Source organism: Clostridioides sp. ES-S-0054-01, from assembly GCA_021561035.1.
GTDB lineage: Bacteria > Bacillota > Clostridia > Peptostreptococcales > Peptostreptococcaceae > Clostridioides.
Genome location: CP067346.1, coordinates 2,352,512 through 2,375,181, shown reverse-complemented (window position 1 = coordinate 2,375,181; position 22,670 = coordinate 2,352,512). Strand labels below are relative to the sequence as shown.

Here is a 22,670-nt window from a genome sequence, read left to right as displayed (position 1 = left end):
TTATAACTCCTTATTTTTTATATTTATAAAGATTTGTGTAATTAATAGTAAACTTACCCAAAATAAAGCTGAGGAAATATATATAATACAGTCATAAATAGGAGAATAGATACAACCTATAAAAATTATTATTAATAGAATTGTAGATATAACTCTAGAAAAAAATTTATTTTTTTTATATCTATTTTTATCCAATGGGTTATTAATGTGGCAAACTGGAGCAAGTAAATATATACATAAAAAACTTAAAGTAGATATTAACATAACGCATAGAGGTAAAGTATTAAGTTTGTTTAATTCAATTCCCCAAAACATAGATAAAGAAAAAATGCTAATAAAAGCAATAATACATAACCTGTTACTTCTTGCATGAAATCCTCCAGAAAACTGTCTTATTGAACAAAAAGATATTAAAAATATTATAGTATAAATAACTTTATTTAATAATAAACCTATTAGTAATGATATTATAGTGTTTATACATAGAGAAAATAGGATTTGTAATCCATAGGAACATATTTCTAAATCATTTTCATGTATTATTTGTTTTGAACTAAAGAAATAGGATACTTTGTCAGAAAAAAACTTAATCATAAGATTTACTTTCTGACATTTTAATAATATCATTATTATTCGAATAAGGATTATTAAGTGGTATTAATATATTTAAAGCAAACATAGTATCTGTAAACTCTATAGTGGATGCCCCAGAGTATTTTTCTAAAGTATTTTTTATGCTTTTTATTCCTAGACCATGAAATTCTTTATTTTTTTTGCTAGTAATAAAATTCTTATTTTTTTCTATAATAGGATTTGATTTAGTATTACTAATTTTTATTACAAAAAAATTATTTATTAATCTTCCTTGTAATGAAATACTTTTGTTTCCTTCTTTTATTTTATCACAAGCTTCAATTGCATTATCTATAGCATTTGCGAATATAGAACAGACGTCTTCCTCATTTATAAAATTACATTGAGTAAAGTCTATACCAGTTATAAATCTTATTTCTTTTTTTATACAAAGTTCTTTTTTTTCTTTTAGTATAATATTAAGTGCTATGTTTCCTGTATCAAACATATTATTATATTCATCAAGCTTTTTTTCAATATTTTTTATGTAGTTTGAAGTATCATAATTATTTTTACTCATTTCTTTTATACATATAAGATGATTTTTCATATCATGATATAATTCTTTTGTTTTTATATAGTTGTTTTTTACATTTTGATAATAATTATGTTCAAGATTTGTTTTTTCTTGTAATTTTAATAATTCAAGATATTTTTTATTATCTCTTAGCATTTTTATTATACCAACAATTAATGCTATATTTGATGCTGTTAACAATAATGCCATAATCATAATATCAAATTTTGTAGAAGCAGAAATATTTATAAATGAAAAAATACATTTATAGAATATAATAAAGGATAACAAATTGCTTACTATTGGAATAGATAAATAAATTTCTTTTTTTCCAATTTTTACACTGTTAAAAGCAGTTTTATAAATAAATAACATAAAAAATAGGAATACTTTTGATATAAATAAGGATTCATATCTGTAAAAATTTTCTTCTAATAAAAGGTTCATACTATCCAAATTATTTAGAAATAATGTTAACGACATAGCTAATGCATCAATTCCTATTAATAACATCCAATATGAAAATACAACTATTAAGGATTTAGCAAAGTTGACTCTATAGTTGAATTTATAAATACTGTAGGCCGAAATAATACATATTAAAACTCTAATATTAGGGGCAATATTCAAATGAAAAATAAAAATAATAACAAAAATAGAGATTAAAAAGGAAATATTTAATTTCATTGAATTTGTTTTTATTTTACTTGTATAATCAAATACTTTTTTGCATGCCCAAATGTCTATAATAGAAGAAACAGTTGTTATAAAAAAATCTAACATAATAAAACTCTCCATAACTTAAGTGATTTTGTATAAAGTTCATTTAATAATACGAAAATAATTTGAAATTTTATAGTAATTATATCATAAAATAAGTTATAATTGGATAAAATTACTAAATATAACATATATATATATATAAATAATTTTATCTATATACATTATTATTAATATGAATAAGTAAAACTATAATATAAGTTGTAACAATAAAACGAACGAAAATTATCATGTTATAATTGTATTAGATAAATTTTTGAATATACACCAAAAGTACTCTTTTTATAAGAGTACTTATTTTTTTAAAATTCATTAAAATTATCAAGCACATTACTCAACACACCTTAAAATTGATTTAAATAGGTATTTTTCATAGAGTAAATTATATGATATAATAAAAAATAGAAGTGTATTCGCAGTACACTTCTATATCTGCAACTAAGCATTCTCATGAGAGGGAGTGTTTTTTTCATTTCTCCAGACAATATTATTTGCTTCATCAATAATTATCAAATCAACCTTATTATCTTCTAATATCTCTGTTGCAGTACAAATAAGATTATCTAAGTCAAAACTTCGAGTTATTTCTAGTTGCTTGTTATTTACAAGTCTTTTTAGTATGTAAGTTTTAAAACACATTTATATCACCCCTTAAGCACTAAGACATTCTTGCAGACATTCTTCTGCTTCTTCTAATGTAGAAAATTCATCAACGTATTGGTCGAAGTTTCTAATATATTCAGTCTTATATTTAGTGCTATTCATTTCTATAAAAGCAATAGCTTTACCATCATCATAGTAGCGACTTATTACAAAATATTTTTCTGTAGTAGATTCATTTTCTTTATCTTTTTTAAATAAGTCTTTAGCGCTGAAATTAGGTGACATACTATAATTTCCAATCCTTATGTATTCACAATTATTATAATCATTAAAACGAATTTTAGCACGTCTAACAGTATCATCTTCTTTATAAGTTATAGTTTTGTCAGTTCTTTTAATAACCTCTATAGTGAACACGCAGTCATGGTCACATACACTTCTTGTTGCATAAGTTTTGCCAACTTCAAATTTTATCATTTCCATACACTCCTTTAAACTTATTTCCTTAAATGGTTAATATTAACCTTTTAAGGTTAATTTGATGATACTATTATTTAAGAAGAAAGTCAAGTGAAATTAACTATAAAAGAGAAATATTACCCTTAACAGGTCAATTATGATAAAATAGATTATAAGGAGTTGATAACATGATTTCATATAATCGTTTATGGAAATTATTAATTGATAAAAAAATAAAGAAAATGGAATTTAAAGAAATGACAGGACTAGGAAGTTCAAGTATCAGCAAATTAAAAGAGGATAAAGTTGTCTCTATGGCTACAATAGAAAAAATATGTTTAGCATTAGATTGCAACATAGAGGATATTGTTGAGATTAAAAAAGATGAAGAATAGATATTTGATAATTGTAAAATTATGTTATAATTAAAATGCGAGAATATATCTTGCAAGAGGCTACAATCTAAGGGCGAAAGTTTTCAGAAATCACCTTCGTATGAAAGGGGGTGAGTATATGAAAACACTTATGTTTATACTTGTTATAGCGTACTATATTACTATTGTAATAAAATCTATTACAACAATAGTAAAGTCTATAACAAGATTATTTGATTCTATAAGTAGATTAAAAGAATCTTTACATAAACTAAGAAATCGTCCTGACTGCAATCAAGACGATTTCAATGAATAAATCATTACTTAAATTATTTTGAATTTAAAACTTCGCTCTAGAGCAATAGATTGTAGTTTCTTTTTTGTTTTTGATACGAATTTACATATTTATTATATCGCATTTTAAGAAAAAATAAAACTATGAATATTATAAATATATTTTAATTAATTTTTTAACATAATAATCTTCAAATGTAGATAAAACAAAAAAGGGTTCTCTAGAAAACAAAATCTATCTAATTATACTTACTTACCAATACCATAACTTGGTGCAAACAAGACTCTACTACGTTTTCTCCATACTCTAGTATAAAATCATCTAACTGTGTATCTATAAAATTACAATAATCATATGAACTACCGATATAAGCAGTCAACATATGAGTACATTTATCCATTTTATCTCTAAACATATATATTATTATCCCCCTAAAAAACTTTCATAAAAGCAAAAAGAACAATATCTTTTTGGCAACTGGCTGACATAACTCATAAGATGCTCTATAAGTCTTAGTCCCTATAGCTTTGCGTCACTAAATTTCTCTAGTTTTGCCGATTTAGTTTTATTCTACAACTAAAACAATACAATAGAATTAGCTATTATTCAACAAGATTGTTTGAAAATTGAATAAATTTATAGATATGAACGTTATTTTACTTCAAAAAACTTAGACTAAATATGTAGAATAAACGGTAAAAATTAACTGTATGAATTGGAATCAGAAGCTACTAATATTAATTTAGAAGTTTAGACAAATTTGAGGGAGTGACATAAATTGAAAGAAGAAATATTAGTAGAAAAATTATTAAGAGCAGAATTAATAGTAATGGAGTATTTATGGAAAAAGGATTCTCTAATGCCTAAAAAAGAAATTATAAAAGAAATGAAACAGATTTATGGATGGCATAAAAGTACGATAAAAATACTACTAAAAAGGTTAGTTGACAAAGGTTATTTGGCTAGAGATATTATAAAATTTCAATCTCATTATAAAATAATAATAGATAACAAAGAATATTATGCTTTTAAGAAAAAGGTACTGAAATCTAGTAAAAGCAGAAAAATAATGCGTTCTCTTACTACTACACATAAATCTATAAGTAAAGAAAAACTAGACTCATTGGAAGAATATTATAGAAATTTAGAAGAATAATCTAAAAGTGGAAAAAATTGGATGTAAATATTTAGTGTGATTCTCTTGTTTGGAAAACTTTATTAGGATAGAATTTATTTATATATGAATCGGTAAGGGGGTGTATAACATGAAAATTAGTAAATTACCTGAAGCAGAATTAAAAGTTATGAGATATATTTGGGAAACTAAAAAAGTATTAACTTCTAGAGATTTAGTTAATGCAATGGAAGAACAAAATGGATGGAACGAATCAACTACATTTACAGTTTTAAAAAGATTAGAGCGAAGGGAGTTTTTAGGCACAGAGAAAATAGGTAAACTTACACATTATAATATACTAGTAAAAGAGAAAAAATATCTAAGGTTTGAAACAAAGGAATTTTTGAAGAACATACATAAGAATTCAATTTCAAGTTTAATATCAGCATTACATAGTAAAGATGATGAAGTAGATGAAGATAAATTAATTGAACTCGAAGAACATTTTAAGAGTTTGAAAGAAAAAAATGACAAATAGATATATAATAAACAAAATGAAGGTATGAAATTATAACTTTTTCTACCTTCATTTTGTTCATTATTCTGAACATGTTAAAAAAATGAAATAGGTTTGTCCTATATTTATATAAATTTTAATAGAATATGTATGGTATATAGTAGATAAGATGTATAAAAATAGAATTTAAATAGTAGCTATTATTGTAGTGAAATAAATGCTTCTAAGTATATTCGGGTGGAAGAATGGTGGAAGAAAATTAGTGAAATGTGATTCTTCCACCATTCTTCCACCCAGAAAATAAAAACCACTCAATAAGAATTAATATACATTAATTCAGCTGAATCTAATCAAAATACTTAAATAAAAGTAATCTGAAAACACCATAATTCAAATTAATTAATTCAAATAAACTTCAATAAAGTATAAATCTTAAGAAATATTTAAGAATTAGGATAATATTTTCTTAAGATTTATATTTTATTATATACTTATAAAGGAAAGTTACAAAAATGTAAGCCAATGTAATATAACAATTTAGTCATTGTTGAGAAAGTAAGTGAAAGATATTGTATAATAGAGATAAGTATTATTATACAATAGAGGAAGTGAAAATATGTACAATATATTAGTAGTAGATGATGATAAAGAAATTGTTGATTCAATAGAAATATATCTTAAATCAGAAGGCTTTAAAATATATAAAGCATATGATGGAATAAAAGCTTTGGAAATAATAACAGAGAATGACATTCATTTAATATTAATGGATATAATGATGCCTAAATTGGATGGAATCAAAGCAACAGTAAAAATAAGAGAAGAAAGAAACATTCCAATAATTTTAATTTCAGCAAAAAGTGAAGATACAGATAAAATAATGGGACTAAATATTGGAGCTGACGATTATATAACAAAGCCTTTTAATCTATTGGAGCTTATAGCTAGGGTTAAATCAAATTTAAGGCGATATGTAACTTTAGGCAATTATGAAGACACATGTAAAGAAATTTTAAAAAGTGGAACTTTGGAGTTAAATACACTAACAAAAGAAGTAAAAATTGATGGCGAGAACATAAAAATGACTCCAATTGAGTATAAAATTATTAAACTTCTTTTAGAAAATAAAGGACGAGTTTTCTCAATAGATGAGATATACGAAAAAGTATGGAATGAGGAAAGTTTTAATTCAGAAAATACAGTAGCAGTACACATTAGGCGAATAAGAGAAAAGATTGAGATAAATCCAAAAGAACCAAGATTTTTAAAGGTGGTGTGGGGAGTTGGTTATAAGATTGAAAAATTTTAGTGGAAAAATTATAAAAGAAAAGAGTTTAATATTTAATTGTATTTTGATTTTAGTCATTTTTACATTTACACAAATGTTAGGAATTTTAATATGTTTTAATTTTTTCTCAAGCAGTTTAAGTTATTCTATGGGAATTATGCTTTTTTTGAATTTTATCTTATATAAAATACTGACAATGTAGATGAGGTGAGTAACTTGGAAAAATATAGAGCATTAAAGTTAGTTTCATTAATCATAGTATCTATCTCATTTCCATTAACTATATTGTTGGCAACAATAGGACTTGCTGAGCCTAAATACAATATACAAAAGACTTCTACGAATAGTGGAATTTTTAATATATCTGATGATTTTTATTATAGTAATATATTTGATGAAGGAACAATGTCAGATTTATTATACAATATTAAGTTATCTGTGGATAGCCAGTTAACTAGTGAAGAAAAAAGTAAATTAAATTATGAGTTTCGCCAAACAAAAAGTAAAAATATAGATTTAAGTAGTAGTACTTATGATTATAATAGAATCATGAACAATAAAAATATTGCTACTAAATATTTAGATTCTCTAAAAAATATAAAAATATACGTTATCAATACATATTCAGGAGAATTTTATACAAATACAACATATAATACTTTAGAGGATTTTAAACAAAAAACTAAGAGTTATTGTGATATAGAGATAATAAGTAATGTAGAAAAGAGCTCATATACCAAGAAAATAAATGGAGAAAAATTTGAACTGAATAATGTTAGTATGGAACTAAATGGATTTGATGAATCTTTTGAGGCATATGTATCTTTTCCAAAAGAGCCTACTATAGGAGATGGAATAGTATACACTAACTTTCAAATATTTAAACAAGCTACAGAAAAAGTAAGATTATTTTTTGTAGCTAGTTTAAGTTTAGCAATTATATGTTTATTATCTATAGTTTTGTATAGTAGAATAAAATGTGAAGCCTTAAAAAAAAATAACATATTTTTATTAATATACAATAAAATACCTATGGAATTTAATACAATATTGGTATCTATTTCAATTGCGATTTTAACTGTGTATGCTCTTAATGTATCTTATCATATTTATGTAATTATGTTAGTTTCTTTATCTTTACTGGTAGTATCAAATAATATATTTTTTATAAATGTTCAATTAAGTTATTTAGAAAATAAAATATGTATATTTAAGTCAAGTATTATAATAAGAGTGATTTTATGGTTAATAAAAACTGTAAGTGAGGTTATTAACGCTATAAAGAAAGTATCTTTAGCAAGAAAAGTTATTTTGATAGTGATAACATCTTTAGTTTTAATCATGGTAATTAGTGTTCAAAGTATAAGCATTGGATTGTTGTTTTCTATATGTATTTTTTTAGGATTTGCAGTATATATAACTAAAAGACTTTCATATCTTAGTTATGTAATAGAAGGTACAGAAAGGATAAAACAGGGAGAATTAGATTATAAGATAAAAATTACTGGGAATGATAATTTTGCGTCTTTAGCTGAAAATATAAATAATATTGGAGAAGGTCTTGATAAAGCAATAGAAGAGCAAGTAAAAAGTGAAAGAATGAAGTCTGACCTTATAACAAATGTATCTCATGATTTGAAAACTCCGCTTACTTCTATAATAAATTATGTAGATTTAATTAAAAAAGAAGAATCGATACAACCAGAATATATAAATGATTATATAAATGTGCTTGAGTCAAAGTCAAAAAGACTAAAATTATTGATAGAAGATTTATTTGAAGCTAGTAGAGTAAGTAGTGGTAATATAGAATTACAAATTAGCAAGATTGATTTAGTACAACTCTTAAGACAAAGTATAGGTGAGCTTGAAGAAAAATTATCTAAAAATAATTTATATATCAAATTAAATGTTCCAAATGATAAGGTATATATATGGGCAGATGGAAGAAGAATGTATAGAGTATTTGAAAATCTTTTATCTAATATAGCAAAATATTCTTTAGAAGAAACTAGAGTTTATATTGATATATATGACTATGGTGAAAATATAAAGGTAACTATGAAAAATATATCTTCTTATGAATTAAATTTTGACCCAAGTGAGATTATGGAAAGATTTAAAAGAGCTGATGAATCAAGGAATACTGAAGGTAGTGGATTAGGACTTGCTATTGCAAGAGACTTAGTAGATTTACAAGGTGGAAAATTCTATATAGAAATAGATGGAGATTTATTTAAAGCAAATTTAGAGTTTCAAAAATATGAAGAAGAAGTAAAAAATATGGACTGAGATAGTATTTAAGTATACATATGCTTTTGACTGTCAGAAGCTTTTATTATAAGATATTAGAACATTGACAGTAGAGGATGAAGTGTAAAAACAGAGTAACTTTAAGCCACTCTGTTTTTTTATTTAAAATCAACAATATAACAACTTAAATTAAAATTGTACACATAGTTTATAAAATAATTTATAAAATAAAACATTATCCAAATATTACATGATAATTCCAAATAAATATATAGATATCACACCTGTAACAATAGAAATACCAATAGATTTAAACTTATATGCGACAAGAAGTACAATCATAAAAGATATAATTTTAGGATTAGATATAGATAAATATAGGCTATCTCCATTAAAAAATACATCTTTAGCAGTTAAGGAAGTAAGTATTGCTACAGGAATAAATTTCATAATTTTTTTCAAAAAATCAGGCATCTCTTTTTTTGAGAAAATTAACATAGGAAGTACTCTTGGTAGATATGTAACAATATACATTCCAATTATAATAAAAAATATATAATTATTATTCATAAGATTCCTCCTTTTTACAGTAAGATTCTTCTATAAAGAAACCAATTAAAGATGCTAAAATTGATGCAACTATTACTACTAAATTACTTTTGAATAATGAATATAAAATAACAGAAATAATGATTGATGATATAAATACTACAATATAAATCTTATTTTTTATTTGAGAAACTATTAAAGCTATAAACATAGAAGTTAATATGAATCCAGAAATGGAGCTGTCTATAGATATACTTTCTCCTAAAAATGCGCCAATAAAATTAGCTAAAACTGATGAAATTAAGCAGAAGAAATTGAGATAAATAGCATTTCTATCAGACCAATTTCCAGCAGTAAATTTTTCATAATTAACTGCAAAAGTTTCATCTGTTATAGTATGGCAAAATGGCAATATAAATTTTGGACTTTTATTTTTTATGTACATGTTCAAATTAGAGCTCATTAGAAAATGTCTTAAGTTAACTATAAATGTAGTCAAAACAATAGACGTTACACTTGCACCAGTAGAAATCATTGAAGCTGCGATGAATTGAGAGCTTCCTCCAAATACTAAAGTTACCATTAGTGCTATTTGAAAAGGTGAAAGACCAGATTTTTGTAATAGTATTCCTCCTACTATACCTATAGGTATGTAACCTAAAAATATAGGAATTGAAGCAATAAAGCTTTCTCTTAATTGTTGAGTTCTTTCCACAATAAATCACTCCTTTTGTATTAAATGTATTAAAGTATTAGTAAAACAGAAAAATAGATTAATTGTATAATTGCAATCATACTTAAAAATAAATTTGGATTAATATATAAATTACTATATAAAAAAGAGATAATCTTAAACTATTATTAAATTTTATATATTTGTTATTATGATGTAATAATACATATTAATCTCTATAAACTAATTATTATCTGGTGTAGTTTTATTTTAACAACAAAAAAAAATACACACAATTAAAATATTGTGTGCAATACAATTATTTTTCCTCTTCCAATAGTCTTTTTAATAAAGTCAGACCAGCTTTAAGCTCTTCTGTACTTTCTGTAGCACATACAGCTATTCTTATTGCAGAAATAGGTTTTTCTTTTCCAACAGCAAAACGCTCAGAAGCATAAACCTGTACACCTTCTTTAAGTGCTTGTATTTCAAACTTTTCTGACATTACTCCCTCAGGCAGAACCAACCATCTAAATATACATTCTTCATTTCCTAAAAGAGTATACCCAGATAAATATTGATTAATAATCTTGTTTCTTCTTCTTGCAGACTTACGACGTGCATTAATTAATTTATCAGCTTCACCTGATGTAATCATACGATAAGCAATTTCTGTTAGAAAATAAGATTGAGATAAATTAATATTGTATAATGCACTTGATAATGCTTCTCGATACTGTTTAGGTGTAGAGATATATGCTAGCCTTAAACTAGGTGCGATAATTTTTGATAAACTCGTAATATAAATTGTTTGATTGGGTAGGTAGGAAGCTACTGGATTTAAATGTGTTTCATTAAGTAAACTATGAATAGCATCCTCAATCACAATTAAGTTGTATTTAGATGCAATGTCTGCAATCATTTTTCGACCATTTTGTGACATTATATGTGTAGTTGGGTTTTGATAATCTGGTATTATGTATAGACCTTTAATATTTTCATTTTTGCAAGCATACAATAAGCCCTCTTCACTAATTTCATTATTTTCTTGTTTAATTGGAATTAGTTGTATTCCAAGCATTTTAGCTGCTGTCTTTATTCCAGGATAAGTTAGTGGGTCTACACCTATTCTATCTCCATGTTGAAACAAACCTGCCAAAATGGCAACAATTGCATTTTGTCCACCACTTGCAGGGAGTAAGCTATCTGCTGTGGTTTCAAGCCCAGCCTTATAAATTAGTTTGGCAATAGCTTCTTTTTGCCATTTAGCGCCATCTCTTTGTCCATATTGGAATATCGTTTTAAAATCTATTTCTTTAATTATATGTTTAAATAAAGTATTCATTTCTTCTAGTGTGAAATCTGGATTCATTGTGCCCATTTCAATAAACGTAATTTTATTATTACTGGACATTAAGAATAGATTTGAACGTGTATCATAAGACACAAAAGTTCCACTTCCTGTAACTCCACTTATTAATCCTTTTTTTTCACAAATTTTAAAGGCTCTAGAGATAGTACTTACATTAACATCTAGGAAATCTGCCAATTCACGTTGGGGCGGTAATTTAGTACCAGGCAATAAAAATCCGCTGTTGATATCTTGCTCTAGTTGTTCTGCAAGAGCCTTATATAATATCTGTCCTTTTGAAGGTCTCTTTGGTTTCCAGTTCATAGGATAATTTTCAAAAGAATTAATTGGCATAAGTTTTCACCTCACGTTATTAATTTGTTTTTTTCTTTCTTTCTTATCTCGAAATGATGAAAGTCACCAATTTAATATAATAATAACAGATTTATCCAATAAATTATATAATTTAATACAATCATTAAGTCTTAAATAATATTTTAATTTTATAAATATTTTTAGATACTTTTTAAATACAATATAATCTAACTTATATCTATAAATTAATATTATTATTTTCTAACTCCATTTCTAGATTTTTTATAAATTTATTAAATTCTTCTGGTTGCCTTTTTCCAAACAATACTCTTACAAGAACTGAATTGATTTTTCCAAATACATTTCTCTCGCTTTCACTTTCAGTAAAAATAAGTTTTGTATTTTCTAAATCAATATGTACTAGTTCATATCTAGTAATAATACTTTCTCTTTTATTGCTTGTTTTTATTTCATATACTCTATTTTTTTCGAAATTAGTTATTTCAATCTTAAATCTTTTATTATTTTTTTGTTGTACAAATGTGCCTACTGCTTTTTTTTCATTAAAATTAGGAAAATTTAGTCTTGCAGATTTTGTAAATATATTAAATATGTCTTTTGCAGAATATTTTAATAAAACTTCAGTTTTAAATGTATTCATATTGTTTTCTCCTCTGTATATAAATTTAATATTTATAAATTAATTTTTAAGTTAAAATAGTATAATATGCCATATAAAATCATATTAAAACTATTTATATAGCTAAAATATTATATGTATAAGTATGTATACTATTATATAAAAATAAAATTTTAAAACAGAAAGAGTTAAAAACACAGTTTATTATAATTTTTATTGTTGAGTAGATACGTACTATTATATATGATTGAGTAAGTTTTTCAATCATAAATTTATAAAGTATTTTGCATTACAATTTAAACAAAGAATTAAATTATTTAAGATTATGAATAACTAATACATTTAGTAAATTACTAAATATACAAAATGTAAATACTTATCAAAATGTATAAATATTTATGACATCTAGTTACTTACAGGGTTTGACTAGCAAAAAATATTAAAGTAAGTATGGCATGATAGTTGCTTATATATTTATCAAGAAAGGAGTTATTAAGCATGGAGTTGAGAGATAAACTTGTAAACATCATAAATACAGAAAATAAAAAAGATCCATTAACAGATGTTCAAATAGCAAAGTTTTTAAGTACAACTAGAGAGAATATAACTAATTTGAGAAAAGAGCTTAATATAAGTAATTCAAGACAAAGAAGATATCCTTATTTAAAATCAGCAATTTCAGCAATATTACAAAAGAATAAGAATATTTCTATATCAGAAATTACAAGGGAATTGATGACAGAAGGTTTTAATATATCCAGAAGAGTTGTAGAGGAACTTTTACCTAAAGAAAGTTTAGAAATGGATGTAGTCGAGGTAACTAAAGAAGAATCGAGTGACCCATTTGAAACTTTAATAGGAAATAAAGGGAGTCTTAGAAATGCTGTAGAGCAGGCTAAATCTGCTATATTGTATCCACCCAAAGGGTTACCAACATTGATTGTTGGAGCAAGTGGAGTTGGTAAGAGTTTATTTTCTAGACATATGTATGAGTTTGCAAAGCAAAAAAAGATAATAAAAGAAAGTTCCAATTTTGTTGTATTTAATTGTGCTGATTATAGTGACAATCCACAATTATTATTGTCTTTGTTATTTGGATATAAAAAAGGTGCATTTACAGGAGCTGAATATGATACACCAGGTCTTGTAGAAGAAGCTGACGAAGGAGTTTTATTTTTAGATGAAATACATAGATTGCCTCCAAAAGGTCAAGAAATACTATTTTCTATCTTAGATAGAGGAAAATTTAGAAGATTAGGTGAAACCAATGCTGAAAGAAAAGTAAGTATTATGTTGATTGGAGCAACTACTGAAAATGTAGAAACTAATTTATTATTAACATTCAGAAGAAGAATACCAATGCTAATAACTTTGCCACCATTGCATGATAGATTACTAAAAGAGAAAATAGACCTTATATACAATATCTTTCAACAAGAGTGTAATAGAATAAACGCAAAAATATTTGTAGATAAAAATGTGATTGAAATACTTGCATTAAAAAAATTTAGTGGAAATATAGGACAATTACAAAATATGATTCAGGTTCTTTGTGCAAGAGCTTTTATGAAGTTTATAAATTCTAAAGATGAAGATAATGAATCGATAGTGGTAGTAGATATAAATGAAGTTTTAAAACTTAAAGATTCTTTTAAAGATACAGCCTTTCAAGAGGTTGAATACACAGAGATAAGAAAATATTTGAAAAATGCTATATTTATACCATTTAATTTAGAAGAATCATCAGTAAAAGGAAATCTTTTGAGTAATGAGTATATATTACCAGAAGATATATATAAAACAATTGAAAAGAAATATTATGACTTAAAGTCTCTAGATATTGAAGATATAGACATAGAGAATATTTTATGGACTTTTATTTTAAATAGATTTGCTGATTTAAAGTTCAATCCAGATAGTGATGAAGAGATTTTTTCAATGAGTGATTTAAATAGTTTTGTAAGTGATAGCTTAGTCAAACTGGTAAAAGAACTTATGAATGATATAATTGAAAAAAATATTAATTTAGAAGTAAATAAAAATATGTTTAAATATCTAGCGATACACTTAGAAGAAGCTATAAAAAGAATTAAGCTAAATCAAAAGATAATAAATGTAAATTTAGAAAAAATAAAGATTGATTTTTTAAAAGAATATGAGATTGGTAAAAGTTTTGCAATAAAAATTGAGGAATCAATTGGTATTAAGGTTCCAGATGATGAAATTGGATTTATAACGCTATATATAAAGTCAGCTCTAAAAAATGAAGTAAAAAAAGATAAAGTAGGGTTAATAATAATTTCTCATGGACGTATAGCTACAGAGACTGTAAATGTAGTTAAAGAACTTTTAGGCGTAAAATTTCCTGTAGCTATAGATATGCCTTTAGATGAAAAACCAATAAATATATACAATAAAGCAGTAGAATTGTCAAAAATAATAGACCAAGGAAAAGGCATATTATTTTTGGTCGACATTGGTTCACTTACAAACATAGGTCAAATAGTAAATAAGAGGACTAATATAAATACTAAAACTATTGATAGAGTAGACCTCTTAATGGCACTAGAAGCAGCTAGAAAAGTTTCTATGGGAGATGAAGAACTGGATGAAATCTTTTTTTCTTTGTTAAAAGATAGGATGGGATATAACTATGAATTGGAAAAACACATAGACAAATCAAATGCAATTGTAACCTTATGTCTTACTGGAGAAGGAACTGCTAAGTACATAAGTAAAACATTAGAAGAAAAGTATGATAATACTAAATGCTATCAAATGAGTGCATTGGATGAAAATCTATTTTATAAAATTGAAAATTTAAAGGAGACAAACAATATATTAGCTATTGTTGGGACAATAAATCCTAAGATACCAGGTATAAATTTTATACCATATAATAAAGAACTTTTTAAAAATTTGGATATCTATCTATCAAAATCAAAACAACAAGATGACAAACTAATTAAATCGTATGAAAGAATGCTTGATGAGGATTTAGTGATTTTTGAACCAGATATATACTTTAAAAAGGATTTATTAGAATATGTATGTTCAATTCTTATAAATAAAGAATATGTAGAAAAAGATTACTTAGACTCTGTTTTACATAGAGAAGAGATGCTTCCAACATATTCTAAAGGAGCTATAGGTGTGCCTCATGGAGATTCTTCTACTGTAAATAGTACAAGATTTGTTTTTGTCAAACTAAAGAATCCTATTGACTGGGGTGTAGGCAATGTAAATTTCATATTTATGCCAGTTTTTCAGGCTAATGATAAAGAGGTTGTTAAAAATGTTGTTGAGATATTAAAAGATGAAGAATTTATGAACAATGCCAATAAGTGTTTTAATAAAGATGATTTTAAGAAAATTATATTTGATAAATTTAAACATCTATAGCCATAGCAAAAAAATTGAGAGGAGTCAGAGTAATGAATGTAGATTTAATATCATTAGGTTTAGAATCTAATGATTATGAAAGTGTTATTGAAGAATTAGGAAATATAATGTATCAAAAAGAATATGTAAAAGACACATACATAAATGCTGTCTTGGAAAGAGAAAAGACATTACCAACAGGTCTAGATATTGGCGAAATGTGTGTTGCTATTCCACATACAGATTCAAAACATGTAAATGAATCTAATGTAGCTGTGGGCATATTGAAAAAACCCGTAAAGTTTAATTCAATGATAGACCCAAAAGATAGACTTGATGTAGAACTTGTATTTTTATTAGCAGTAAAGAATCCAGATTCACAAGTAAAACTGTTAAAAGATTTAATGTCAGTTTTTCAAAATATAAAGCTATTAAAAAATATAAAAAATGCATCGACAAAGGAAGATGTAGCTAAATTATTGGATTTTATAGAAATTTAATGTAGGCAATATTAGAAATAAAAAATTAAAATTTAAACAATCAAAGTAAGTATTATTTTATAGATAGGTTTAATCTATATAAAATAAAAATTTAGAGTATAAAATTAGGAGGAAATTATTATGAAACAATTTAATGTATTATCAGTTTGTGGTTCAGGAACAGTTACATCATCAATGGTAGCAGGTAAATTAAAAGAAGTATTAGGAAATAAGGGAATTTCTATTACTACAACAGAAGCTAGACCAACAGAAGCACTGAATTTAGCACAATCAGGAAGATTTGACTTTATAACATTTACTAGTCCACTTCAAACGGGTGATTATGGAATCCCAACTATAAATGCATTTGCTTGCTTAACTGGTATAGGAGAAGAGGCATTCTTTGAAGAAGTTTTAACTGTTATTGAAGGGATAGACAAGTAAGTTTTGTAGGTGTGAATTATAGTATTTAAATCATTGATTTAGATACTATAATAAGCCAACATTAACTAAATATTTATGAAGAAAACATTTTTATATGTTGTTATAAATTAAAAAATAATAAAAATAGTTATTTAAGAAGTATTAAATTAATCTTATAAATATTTATAAATAGGAGGATAAAAGATGTTAGAATTTATGAAATCCATAATCGATACATTTGGTTCTGCAATTATAGTTCCAATTATAATATTCATAATAGCAAAGATATTTAAAGTAACTACTAAGAAATCGTTTCTTTCTGCTGTGTATGCAGGCGTTGCTTTACAAGGTTTTACACTGATTCTAAATTCATTTACACCAATAATAACACCAGTTATCAATAGGATGGTTGATAGTACAGGAGTAAATCTACCAGTTTTTGATGTTGGCTGGCAAGCCACATCATTGGTTGCATTTTCAACAAGTGCAGGTATGATATATTTAGGTCTGGGGATATTATTACAAACAATTTTATTTTTAATAAAATGGACAGATGTATTCCAACCATCAGATTTATGGAATAACTATTCTTATATGGTATGGGGAGCAATGGTCATAGGAGTAACAGGAAATTTTCCTTTAGGTATAGCATGTATGGTTTTATTAAACTTATATAGTTTGTTAATATCAGAGTTAGTTGCAAAGAGATGGTCTAGCTATTATAGGTACCCTAATTGTACGATAATAGCCATGCATAATGTTGAGGCTTCTGTGTTTGCAGTATTTGCAGACCCTATATACAATAAATTGGGGCTAAATAAAATAAAATTAAATCCTAAAGAATTAGAGAAGAAATTAGGATTCTTAGGTGAACCAATTACTTTAGGGCTTTTTTTAGGGATGTTTATAGGTATATTAGGTAATATGACAAGGATAACTACTATGGAAGCTTGGGGAGAAATAATGAAAGTAGGTATATCTACAAGTGCTGTTATGGCAATTTTCCCTAAAGTAGCAAGTATGTTTGCTCAAGCATTTGCACCTATAACAGAATCTGCTAGAAAGATTATGCAAAAAGCTGGAAATCGTGAGTGGTACATAGCAGTAAATGATGCTGTTGGATATGGTGAACCTGCAACTCTAATATCGGGTCTTATATTAATTCCAATAATGCTTGTAATAGCTATGGTACTTCCTGGTAATAAAGTATTACCAGTTGTAGATTTATTAGCAATTCCATATATGGTGCAAGGTTTAGTTGCTATACATAATGGTAATATACCAAAGGTACTAGTTTCAGGTATAATTTGGTTTGGATTAGGATTATATATTTGTACATCTACAGCACCATTATTTACAGATATGGCTACAAATATAGGTGTAGCTATACCAGCAGGAGCAATGTTAATAACAAGTTTTAATATACTAGGAAAACCTTTGATGGGATTAGTTTTCTTTGCATTTCTAAGTGCAAATCCAATTTATATAGGTCTTGCAGTTGTAATTTACTTTGTTCTGTGGGCATTATTTAGAAAGAATAAAGCAAGTATTCTTGATTATCTAGAAAAACAAGCACTTAAAAATGTAGAAGAAGAGCCTGTAGCAGTTTAAGTTTGTAAAAATAAATAAGAATAACTAAAGGAGTTTATAATTGATTTTATATAAGTATCAGATAATACCTGAGAAATATTTAAATGAAATATAGACTTCTTTTTATTTAGATAATATTTGTAATTATAATTTGTGTATTTTTATAGTTGAGTTTTTCTGTATAGCCTGAAAACATACTCTTTTATATTTATACAGTAATGTAATTTGATTTTATAAAATGTAATCCCTATTGGCAAAAGACTTTGTATATAAGGTATTTATCTGAATACACTATTTATCTTTTGTATGGCATAGATATTGCTATATAGAAGTATATAGCATGAAAGGAGATATTTATATGGAGAATAAAATGAGAGCATCAGTATTGTATAATGTAGGTGATGTCAGATATGAAATGGTAGATATACCAGAAATAACAAATACAGAAGTGCTTGTAAATGTAAAGTATGTTGGAATATGTGGTTCAGATTTACCTAGGTCTATGGTAAGTGGTCTAAGTGGAAATACAGCATATCCATTAATTTTAGGTCATGAATTTTCTGGTGAAGTTGTTAAAATTGGAGAAAAAGTAAAACATATTAATGTAGGAGATAGAGTAGCTGTTGCACCATTAGTACCTTGTGGAGAATGTGATTATTGTAATGAAGGTAATTTTGGCTTGTGTGATGATTACAATATAATTGGAACAAGAGTAAATGGAGCATTGGCAGAGTATGTAAAAGTTCCAGAAGAACATATTTTAAAACTACCAGATACATTGGACTATGAAACTGCTGCTGGAATTGAACCAGCAACTATAGCTTATCATGGGATTTCAAAGTCTGACATTAAAGTAGGAGATAGTGTAGTTGTGTTAGGGTGTGGTCCAATAGGTCAGTTTACTATACAATGGGCAAAGGTATTTGGTGCATCTAAGATTATAGCTGTTGATATTTTTAATGAAAAGTTAGAACTTTCTAAATATCTAGGAGCAAACTATACATTGAATTCAAAAGAAGTAAATGTAATTGAAGAAATAAAAAAAATAACAAATGGTGGTGCTGATATTGTAATAGAGACTGCTGGTAGTAGATTTACACAAGAACAATCTCTACTTGTAGCAAAAAAGAGAGGTAATATAGTGTTTGTAGGTATATCACACACAGAATTACCACTTAGTGTAGAAGCTACTGAGTGTATATTACGTGGCGAACTTACTTTGAAAGGTTCTTGGAATTCATATACAAGCCCTTATCCTGGAAGAGCATGGACTGCAACATTGGATTTTATGGGAAAAGGTGATATTGTTTTTAAACCCATGATTTCACATAAAATAGGTCTTAATGAAGTTGGTGACTTTTTAAGTAAAATGAGCAAGAGAGAGATTGATTTTAATAAAATCCTAGTAGAAATATAAAAATTTAACAGACAAACTAAAAAACAATTAAATTTTATAATTACAATATTAGGAAAAATAAAAATAATTTTCTCAAATAAAATATAGGAGGAAGAAAAGTGTTAGAAAATTTAAAAAAAGAGGTATTAAAAGCAAATTTAGAATTACCTAAGAAAAGACTAATTACTTATACTTGGGGAAATGTAAGTGGGATAGATAGAGAAAAAGGATTAGTAGTGATAAAACCAAGTGGGGTAGAGTATAGTAGTATGACTGTAGAGGATATGGTTGTAGTTGATTTAGAAGGAAATGTAGTTGATGGTAAATTAAGACCTTCTTCGGATACTCCAACTCATCTAGTCTTATATAAAGAGTTTGAAGAGTTAGGGGGAATAGTACATACACATTCAAGTTGGGCGACAATCTGGGCTCAAATAGGAAAGCCTATACCATCTTGTGGGACTACTCATGCAGATTATTTTTATGGAAGTATACCATGTACCAGAAAAATGACTAGAGAAGAAATTTGCAGTGAATACGAAAAGGAAACTGGAAATGTAATTGTTGAAGAATTTATGGGAAGAAATCCAATTCATTGCCCAGGAATAATTGTGAATGACCATGGACCTTTTACATGGGGAAAAGATGCAAATGAAGCTGTGCATAATGCAGTAGTTTTAGAAGAAGTTGCAAAGATGGCTTATTATACAGAGTTAATGAGTCCTGATAATATTATGGATAAAGTGCTTATGAATAAGCATTTTTCAAGAAAGCATGGAAAAAATGCATACTATGGTCAAAAATGATTATCTGGAGGTGAATTATGCTAGAGTCTTTAAAGGTCAAAGTTGTGGAAATAGCAATTAAAGCAGAGCGTTATGGTTTATGTAAAGAAAAAGCTGGCAATTTTAGTATTAGAGATAAAGAGACTGGATATATACTTATAACACCCTCAGGTGTAGGAAGAGAAGAATTAAAAGTTGAGCATATTTGTGTATTAGATTTGGATGGAAATGTAATAGAAGTTGAAAAAGGTATTAAACCAAGTAGTGAGGTGTTGATGCATATTGAAATATACAAAGTAAGGGAAAATGTAAATGCTATATCACATACTCATTCTTTATATGCAACAGCATTTTCAGTAGCAAAGAAACCAATTATACCAATTGTATATGAATCAGTTAATTATGGTGGTTATGTAGATATTGCTCCGTATGAAAGACCGGGAACTTTAAAACTAGCTAAGAGTGTTTCAAAACTATTGCTAGATACAGATGCATGTTTACTAGAGAAACATGGACTTACAACTGTAGGTAATGATTTAGAGGAAGCATTATTAAAATCAAGATATGTAGAAGAGGTAGCAGAAATATACTATAGGTCTTTAGTTTTAAACCAGTTCAAAGAGCTTGAAGTAGTAGATGTCGATGAATTTAAATCATGGAAATACCCAGAAGAAATAAAATTTTAATCTAAATAATTTTCATTGAAAATAGTAATTAAAATATATGTACTATTTATTTCAATTACTATATTTCTGTAGATATATTTATTATATATTTTCAAAAGAATATAGAATTCCAAAGTCATATAAAATTGACTTGGAATTCTATACTTTTTATTTATACATTTTTATTTATTTGATTTTCTGGAGAGTTTATATGTTCAAAGTATTTTTTAGTTTCAGATACTATTATAGGTGATAATGCAAGTAAAGCTATCAGGTTAGGTATTGCCATAAGTCCATTTACAATATCAGCAATTATCCAAACAACTTCTAATTTTAAGAATGCACCTAATAGCACCATAGCTACAAATACAGTTCTATATCCATTCATACCTTTTACACCAAACAGGAATTCAAAACATCTTTCTCCATAATAACTCCATCCTAAAATGGTAGTAAATGCAAATAATGTCAAACTAACTGTAAGTAATATTGGTCCAAATGTAGGAATTGCTCCGTTAAAAGCTGCTTGTGTCATAACAGCTCCATTTAGGTCTGAACACCATACTCCTGAAATAACAAGAGAGAATCCAGTAAGAGTACAGATTATAATAGTATCTATAAAAGTACCCGTCATAGATATAAGACCTTGTTCTGCTGGCCATTCAGTTTTAGCAGCAGCTGCAGCTATTGGAGCACTACCTAGACCAGATTCATTTGAAAATACACCACGAGCTATACCATTCCTAATTGCCAGTGACATAGTTGCCCCCAGAAAACCACCAGTAGCAGCAGTAGGTGTAAATGCACTTTTGATTATTAACATAAAAGTTTCAGGAATTTTATTCCAAAAAGATATTAAAATGATTCCACAGATTACGACATATATAACTGCCATAAAAGGTACTATTTTAGTAGCTACATTAGATATACTTTTAAGACCTCCAAATACAACCAAAGCTACAAATACTGCTAATATAACACCTGTAATTCTAGGGTCTATTCCAAAGCTATTATTTATCGCATCTGTTATTGAATTTACTTGGGTAAAAGTTCCTATTCCTAAAAGTGCAACTAGTATACCACTTATAGCGAAAAATATTGCAAGAGGTCTCCATTTTTCCCCCATACCATTTACTATGTAGTACATTGGTCCACCAGACACTTGACCATTTTTATCTTTAGTTCTGTATTTTATTGCAAGAACACCTTCTGAATACTTAGTAGCCATTCCAAAGAATGCTGCTATCCACATCCAAAAAAGTGCACCAGGTCCACCAGCTTTGATAGCTGTAGCAACACCAACAATATTACCAGTACCAACTGTAGCAGCTAGAGCAGTACATAAGGCTGCAAAACTTGAAACATCACCACTACCTTTGTTTTCCGCAGAGAATATTAACTTAAGAGCCCTTGGAAGTTTAGCTATTTGTACAACTCCAAGTTTAGCGGTAAGTAGTATACCAGTACCAACTAGTAGTACTAGTAGGGGTGGTCCCCAAATAAAAGCATCAACTTTGTTTAAAATATCAATTAGATTCATAAAAACACCCCCTCATTTTTGCTTTACATAATCAATAGAATTTTTAA

At 26.6% G+C, this 22,670-nt stretch carries 23 protein-coding genes and 1 riboswitch; of the genes, 13 read left to right on the top strand and 10 right to left on the bottom strand.

The genetic code is table 11. From position 1 onward, the window contains the following. The 4 genes from JJC02_11230 to JJC02_11215 form a co-directional block, all read right to left on the bottom strand. On the bottom strand, positions 1 to 594 hold the full coding sequence (locus JJC02_11230; GenBank protein ID UDN53475.1) for an accessory gene regulator B family protein: 594 nt from the start codon (positions 592 to 594) through the stop codon (positions 1 to 3). Then, complete coding sequence (locus tag JJC02_11225; GenBank protein UDN53474.1) at positions 587 to 1,948, bottom strand: sensor histidine kinase; 1,362 nt, start codon at positions 1,946 to 1,948, stop codon at positions 587 to 589. Before JJC02_11225 ends, JJC02_11230 begins: the two co-directional genes overlap by 8 nt. A 420-nt stretch (positions 1,949 to 2,368) precedes the next feature. After that, positions 2,369 to 2,569, bottom strand: a complete 201-nt coding sequence (locus JJC02_11220; protein ID UDN53473.1) for a hypothetical protein — start codon at positions 2,567 to 2,569, stop codon at positions 2,369 to 2,371. A gap of 12 nt (positions 2,570 to 2,581) precedes the next feature. Beyond that, a complete protein-coding gene (locus JJC02_11215; protein UDN56418.1) occupies positions 2,582 to 2,818 on the bottom strand; it encodes a hypothetical protein in 237 nt (78 codons plus the stop codon). 362 nt (positions 2,819 to 3,180) lie between these two features. On the opposite strand from JJC02_11215, the gene JJC02_11210 reads away from it, so the two are divergent. Together JJC02_11210 and JJC02_11205 are read left to right on the top strand one after the other, a co-directional pair. Further along, a complete protein-coding gene (locus tag JJC02_11210) occupies positions 3,181 to 3,387 on the top strand; it encodes a helix-turn-helix domain-containing protein (GenBank protein UDN53472.1) in 207 nt (68 codons plus the stop codon). Positions 3,388 to 3,505: 118 nt separating this feature from the next. After that, the gene (locus JJC02_11205) at positions 3,506 to 3,682 is read left to right on the top strand and encodes a hypothetical protein (GenBank protein UDN53471.1); all 177 of its coding nucleotides are present in this window, start codon (positions 3,506 to 3,508) and stop codon (positions 3,680 to 3,682) included. Between the two features lie 217 nt (positions 3,683 to 3,899). Here JJC02_11205 and JJC02_11200 read toward each other — a convergent pair whose 3' ends face one another. After that, positions 3,900 to 4,076 carry a hypothetical protein gene (locus tag JJC02_11200; protein UDN53470.1) on the bottom strand — a complete coding sequence of 59 codons (177 nt, stop codon included), beginning with the start codon at positions 4,074 to 4,076 and terminating at the stop codon, positions 3,900 to 3,902. Between the two features lie 54 nt (positions 4,077 to 4,130). After that, positions 4,131 to 4,227, bottom strand: a riboswitch (cyclic di-GMP riboswitch). A 212-nt stretch (positions 4,228 to 4,439) separates the two neighbouring features. Between JJC02_11200 and JJC02_11195 the strand changes: the two genes are divergently transcribed. The 4 genes from JJC02_11195 (at position 4,440) to JJC02_11180 (ending at position 8,875) form a co-directional block, all read left to right on the top strand. Beyond that, positions 4,440 to 4,817 carry a BlaI/MecI/CopY family transcriptional regulator gene (locus tag JJC02_11195; protein UDN53469.1) on the top strand — a complete coding sequence of 126 codons (378 nt, stop codon included), beginning with the start codon at positions 4,440 to 4,442 and terminating at the stop codon, positions 4,815 to 4,817. Positions 4,818 to 4,926: 109 nt separating this feature from the next. Continuing rightward, on the top strand, positions 4,927 to 5,316 hold the full coding sequence (locus tag JJC02_11190) for a BlaI/MecI/CopY family transcriptional regulator (GenBank protein ID UDN53468.1): 390 nt from the start codon (positions 4,927 to 4,929) through the stop codon (positions 5,314 to 5,316). A 595-nt stretch (positions 5,317 to 5,911) separates the two neighbouring features. After that, positions 5,912 to 6,604 carry a response regulator transcription factor gene (locus JJC02_11185; protein ID UDN53467.1) on the top strand — a complete coding sequence of 231 codons (693 nt, stop codon included), beginning with the start codon at positions 5,912 to 5,914 and terminating at the stop codon, positions 6,602 to 6,604. Between the two features lie 195 nt (positions 6,605 to 6,799). Further along, entirely contained in the window at positions 6,800 to 8,875 is a 2,076-nt protein-coding gene (locus JJC02_11180; protein ID UDN53466.1) for a sensor histidine kinase, read from the top strand. A 207-nt stretch (positions 8,876 to 9,082) separates the two neighbouring features. On the opposite strand, the gene JJC02_11175 is transcribed toward JJC02_11180, so the two are convergent. The 4 genes from JJC02_11175 to JJC02_11160 all read right to left on the bottom strand — a co-directional run bounded on the left by JJC02_11175 (position 9,083) and on the right by JJC02_11160 (position 12,385). Next, entirely contained in the window at positions 9,083 to 9,406 is a 324-nt protein-coding gene (locus tag JJC02_11175) for an AzlD domain-containing protein (protein ID UDN53465.1), read from the bottom strand. After that, positions 9,399 to 10,100 carry an AzlC family ABC transporter permease gene (locus tag JJC02_11170; GenBank protein UDN53464.1) on the bottom strand — a complete coding sequence of 234 codons (702 nt, stop codon included), beginning with the start codon at positions 10,098 to 10,100 and terminating at the stop codon, positions 9,399 to 9,401. The genes JJC02_11175 and JJC02_11170 overlap by 8 nt, the downstream gene beginning before the upstream one ends. Positions 10,101 to 10,377: 277 nt before the next feature. Further along, positions 10,378 to 11,763, bottom strand: a complete 1,386-nt coding sequence (locus JJC02_11165) for a PLP-dependent aminotransferase family protein (GenBank protein UDN53463.1) — start codon at positions 11,761 to 11,763, stop codon at positions 10,378 to 10,380. Positions 11,764 to 11,962: 199 nt separating this feature from the next. Further along, on the bottom strand, positions 11,963 to 12,385 hold the full coding sequence (locus JJC02_11160; GenBank protein UDN53462.1) for a DUF3284 domain-containing protein: 423 nt from the start codon (positions 12,383 to 12,385) through the stop codon (positions 11,963 to 11,965). A 477-nt stretch (positions 12,386 to 12,862) separates the two neighbouring features. Here JJC02_11160 and JJC02_11155 point away from each other — a divergent pair, with 477 nt between their 5' ends. The 7 genes from JJC02_11155 to JJC02_11125 all read left to right on the top strand — a co-directional run bounded on the left by JJC02_11155 (position 12,863) and on the right by JJC02_11125 (position 21,104). Further along, on the top strand, positions 12,863 to 15,766 hold the full coding sequence (locus tag JJC02_11155) for a sigma 54-interacting transcriptional regulator (protein UDN53461.1): 2,904 nt from the start codon (positions 12,863 to 12,865) through the stop codon (positions 15,764 to 15,766). Positions 15,767 to 15,798: 32 nt separating this feature from the next. Then, positions 15,799 to 16,245, top strand: a complete 447-nt coding sequence (locus tag JJC02_11150) for a PTS sugar transporter subunit IIA (protein UDN53460.1) — start codon at positions 15,799 to 15,801, stop codon at positions 16,243 to 16,245. A 120-nt stretch (positions 16,246 to 16,365) separates the two neighbouring features. Next, on the top strand, positions 16,366 to 16,668 hold the full coding sequence (locus JJC02_11145) for a PTS sugar transporter subunit IIB (protein UDN53459.1): 303 nt from the start codon (positions 16,366 to 16,368) through the stop codon (positions 16,666 to 16,668). A 183-nt stretch (positions 16,669 to 16,851) separates the two neighbouring features. Next, complete coding sequence (locus JJC02_11140; protein UDN53458.1) at positions 16,852 to 18,258, top strand: PTS galactitol transporter subunit IIC; 1,407 nt, start codon at positions 16,852 to 16,854, stop codon at positions 18,256 to 18,258. A gap of 337 nt (positions 18,259 to 18,595) precedes the next feature. Continuing rightward, positions 18,596 to 19,654 carry a galactitol-1-phosphate 5-dehydrogenase gene (locus JJC02_11135; GenBank protein ID UDN53457.1) on the top strand — a complete coding sequence of 353 codons (1,059 nt, stop codon included), beginning with the start codon at positions 18,596 to 18,598 and terminating at the stop codon, positions 19,652 to 19,654. Between the two features lie 98 nt (positions 19,655 to 19,752). Further along, positions 19,753 to 20,439, top strand: a complete 687-nt coding sequence (gene araD, locus JJC02_11130; GenBank protein UDN53456.1) for an L-ribulose-5-phosphate 4-epimerase — start codon at positions 19,753 to 19,755, stop codon at positions 20,437 to 20,439. 17 nt (positions 20,440 to 20,456) lie between these two features. Continuing rightward, positions 20,457 to 21,104 carry a class II aldolase/adducin family protein gene (locus tag JJC02_11125; protein ID UDN53455.1) on the top strand — a complete coding sequence of 216 codons (648 nt, stop codon included), beginning with the start codon at positions 20,457 to 20,459 and terminating at the stop codon, positions 21,102 to 21,104. A 151-nt stretch (positions 21,105 to 21,255) separates the two neighbouring features. Here JJC02_11125 and JJC02_11120 read toward each other — a convergent pair whose 3' ends face one another. Beyond that, complete coding sequence (locus JJC02_11120; protein UDN53454.1) at positions 21,256 to 22,623, bottom strand: sodium:alanine symporter family protein; 1,368 nt, start codon at positions 22,621 to 22,623, stop codon at positions 21,256 to 21,258. Positions 22,624 to 22,670: the final 47 nt, after the last annotated feature.

Coding starts and splice junctions, on each gene's coding strand:
- JJC02_11230 (UDN53475.1), bottom strand. CDS start 594: ATGATTAAGTTTTTTTCTGACAAAGTATCCTATTTCTTTAGTTCAAAA.
- JJC02_11225 (UDN53474.1), bottom strand. CDS start 1,948: ATGGAGAGTTTTATTATGTTAGATTTTTTTATAACAACTGTTTCTTCT.
- JJC02_11220 (UDN53473.1), bottom strand. CDS start 2,569: ATGTGTTTTAAAACTTACATACTAAAAAGACTTGTAAATAACAAGCAA.
- JJC02_11215 (UDN56418.1), bottom strand. CDS start 2,818: ATGTCACCTAATTTCAGCGCTAAAGACTTATTTAAAAAAGATAAAGAA.
- JJC02_11210 (UDN53472.1), top strand. CDS start 3,181: ATGATTTCATATAATCGTTTATGGAAATTATTAATTGATAAAAAAATA.
- JJC02_11205 (UDN53471.1), top strand. CDS start 3,506: ATGAAAACACTTATGTTTATACTTGTTATAGCGTACTATATTACTATT.
- JJC02_11200 (UDN53470.1), bottom strand. CDS start 4,076: ATGTTTAGAGATAAAATGGATAAATGTACTCATATGTTGACTGCTTAT.
- JJC02_11190 (UDN53468.1), top strand. CDS start 4,927: ATGAAAATTAGTAAATTACCTGAAGCAGAATTAAAAGTTATGAGATAT.
- JJC02_11185 (UDN53467.1), top strand. CDS start 5,912: ATGTACAATATATTAGTAGTAGATGATGATAAAGAAATTGTTGATTCA.
- JJC02_11175 (UDN53465.1), bottom strand. CDS start 9,406: ATGAATAATAATTATATATTTTTTATTATAATTGGAATGTATATTGTT.
- JJC02_11165 (UDN53463.1), bottom strand. CDS start 11,763: ATGCCAATTAATTCTTTTGAAAATTATCCTATGAACTGGAAACCAAAG.
- JJC02_11160 (UDN53462.1), bottom strand. CDS start 12,385: ATGAATACATTTAAAACTGAAGTTTTATTAAAATATTCTGCAAAAGAC.
- JJC02_11155 (UDN53461.1), top strand. CDS start 12,863: ATGGAGTTGAGAGATAAACTTGTAAACATCATAAATACAGAAAATAAA.
- JJC02_11150 (UDN53460.1), top strand. CDS start 15,799: ATGAATGTAGATTTAATATCATTAGGTTTAGAATCTAATGATTATGAA.
- JJC02_11145 (UDN53459.1), top strand. CDS start 16,366: ATGAAACAATTTAATGTATTATCAGTTTGTGGTTCAGGAACAGTTACA.
- JJC02_11140 (UDN53458.1), top strand. CDS start 16,852: ATGTTAGAATTTATGAAATCCATAATCGATACATTTGGTTCTGCAATT.
- JJC02_11135 (UDN53457.1), top strand. CDS start 18,596: ATGGAGAATAAAATGAGAGCATCAGTATTGTATAATGTAGGTGATGTC.
- JJC02_11125 (UDN53455.1), top strand. CDS start 20,457: ATGCTAGAGTCTTTAAAGGTCAAAGTTGTGGAAATAGCAATTAAAGCA.
- JJC02_11120 (UDN53454.1), bottom strand. CDS start 22,623: ATGAATCTAATTGATATTTTAAACAAAGTTGATGCTTTTATTTGGGGA.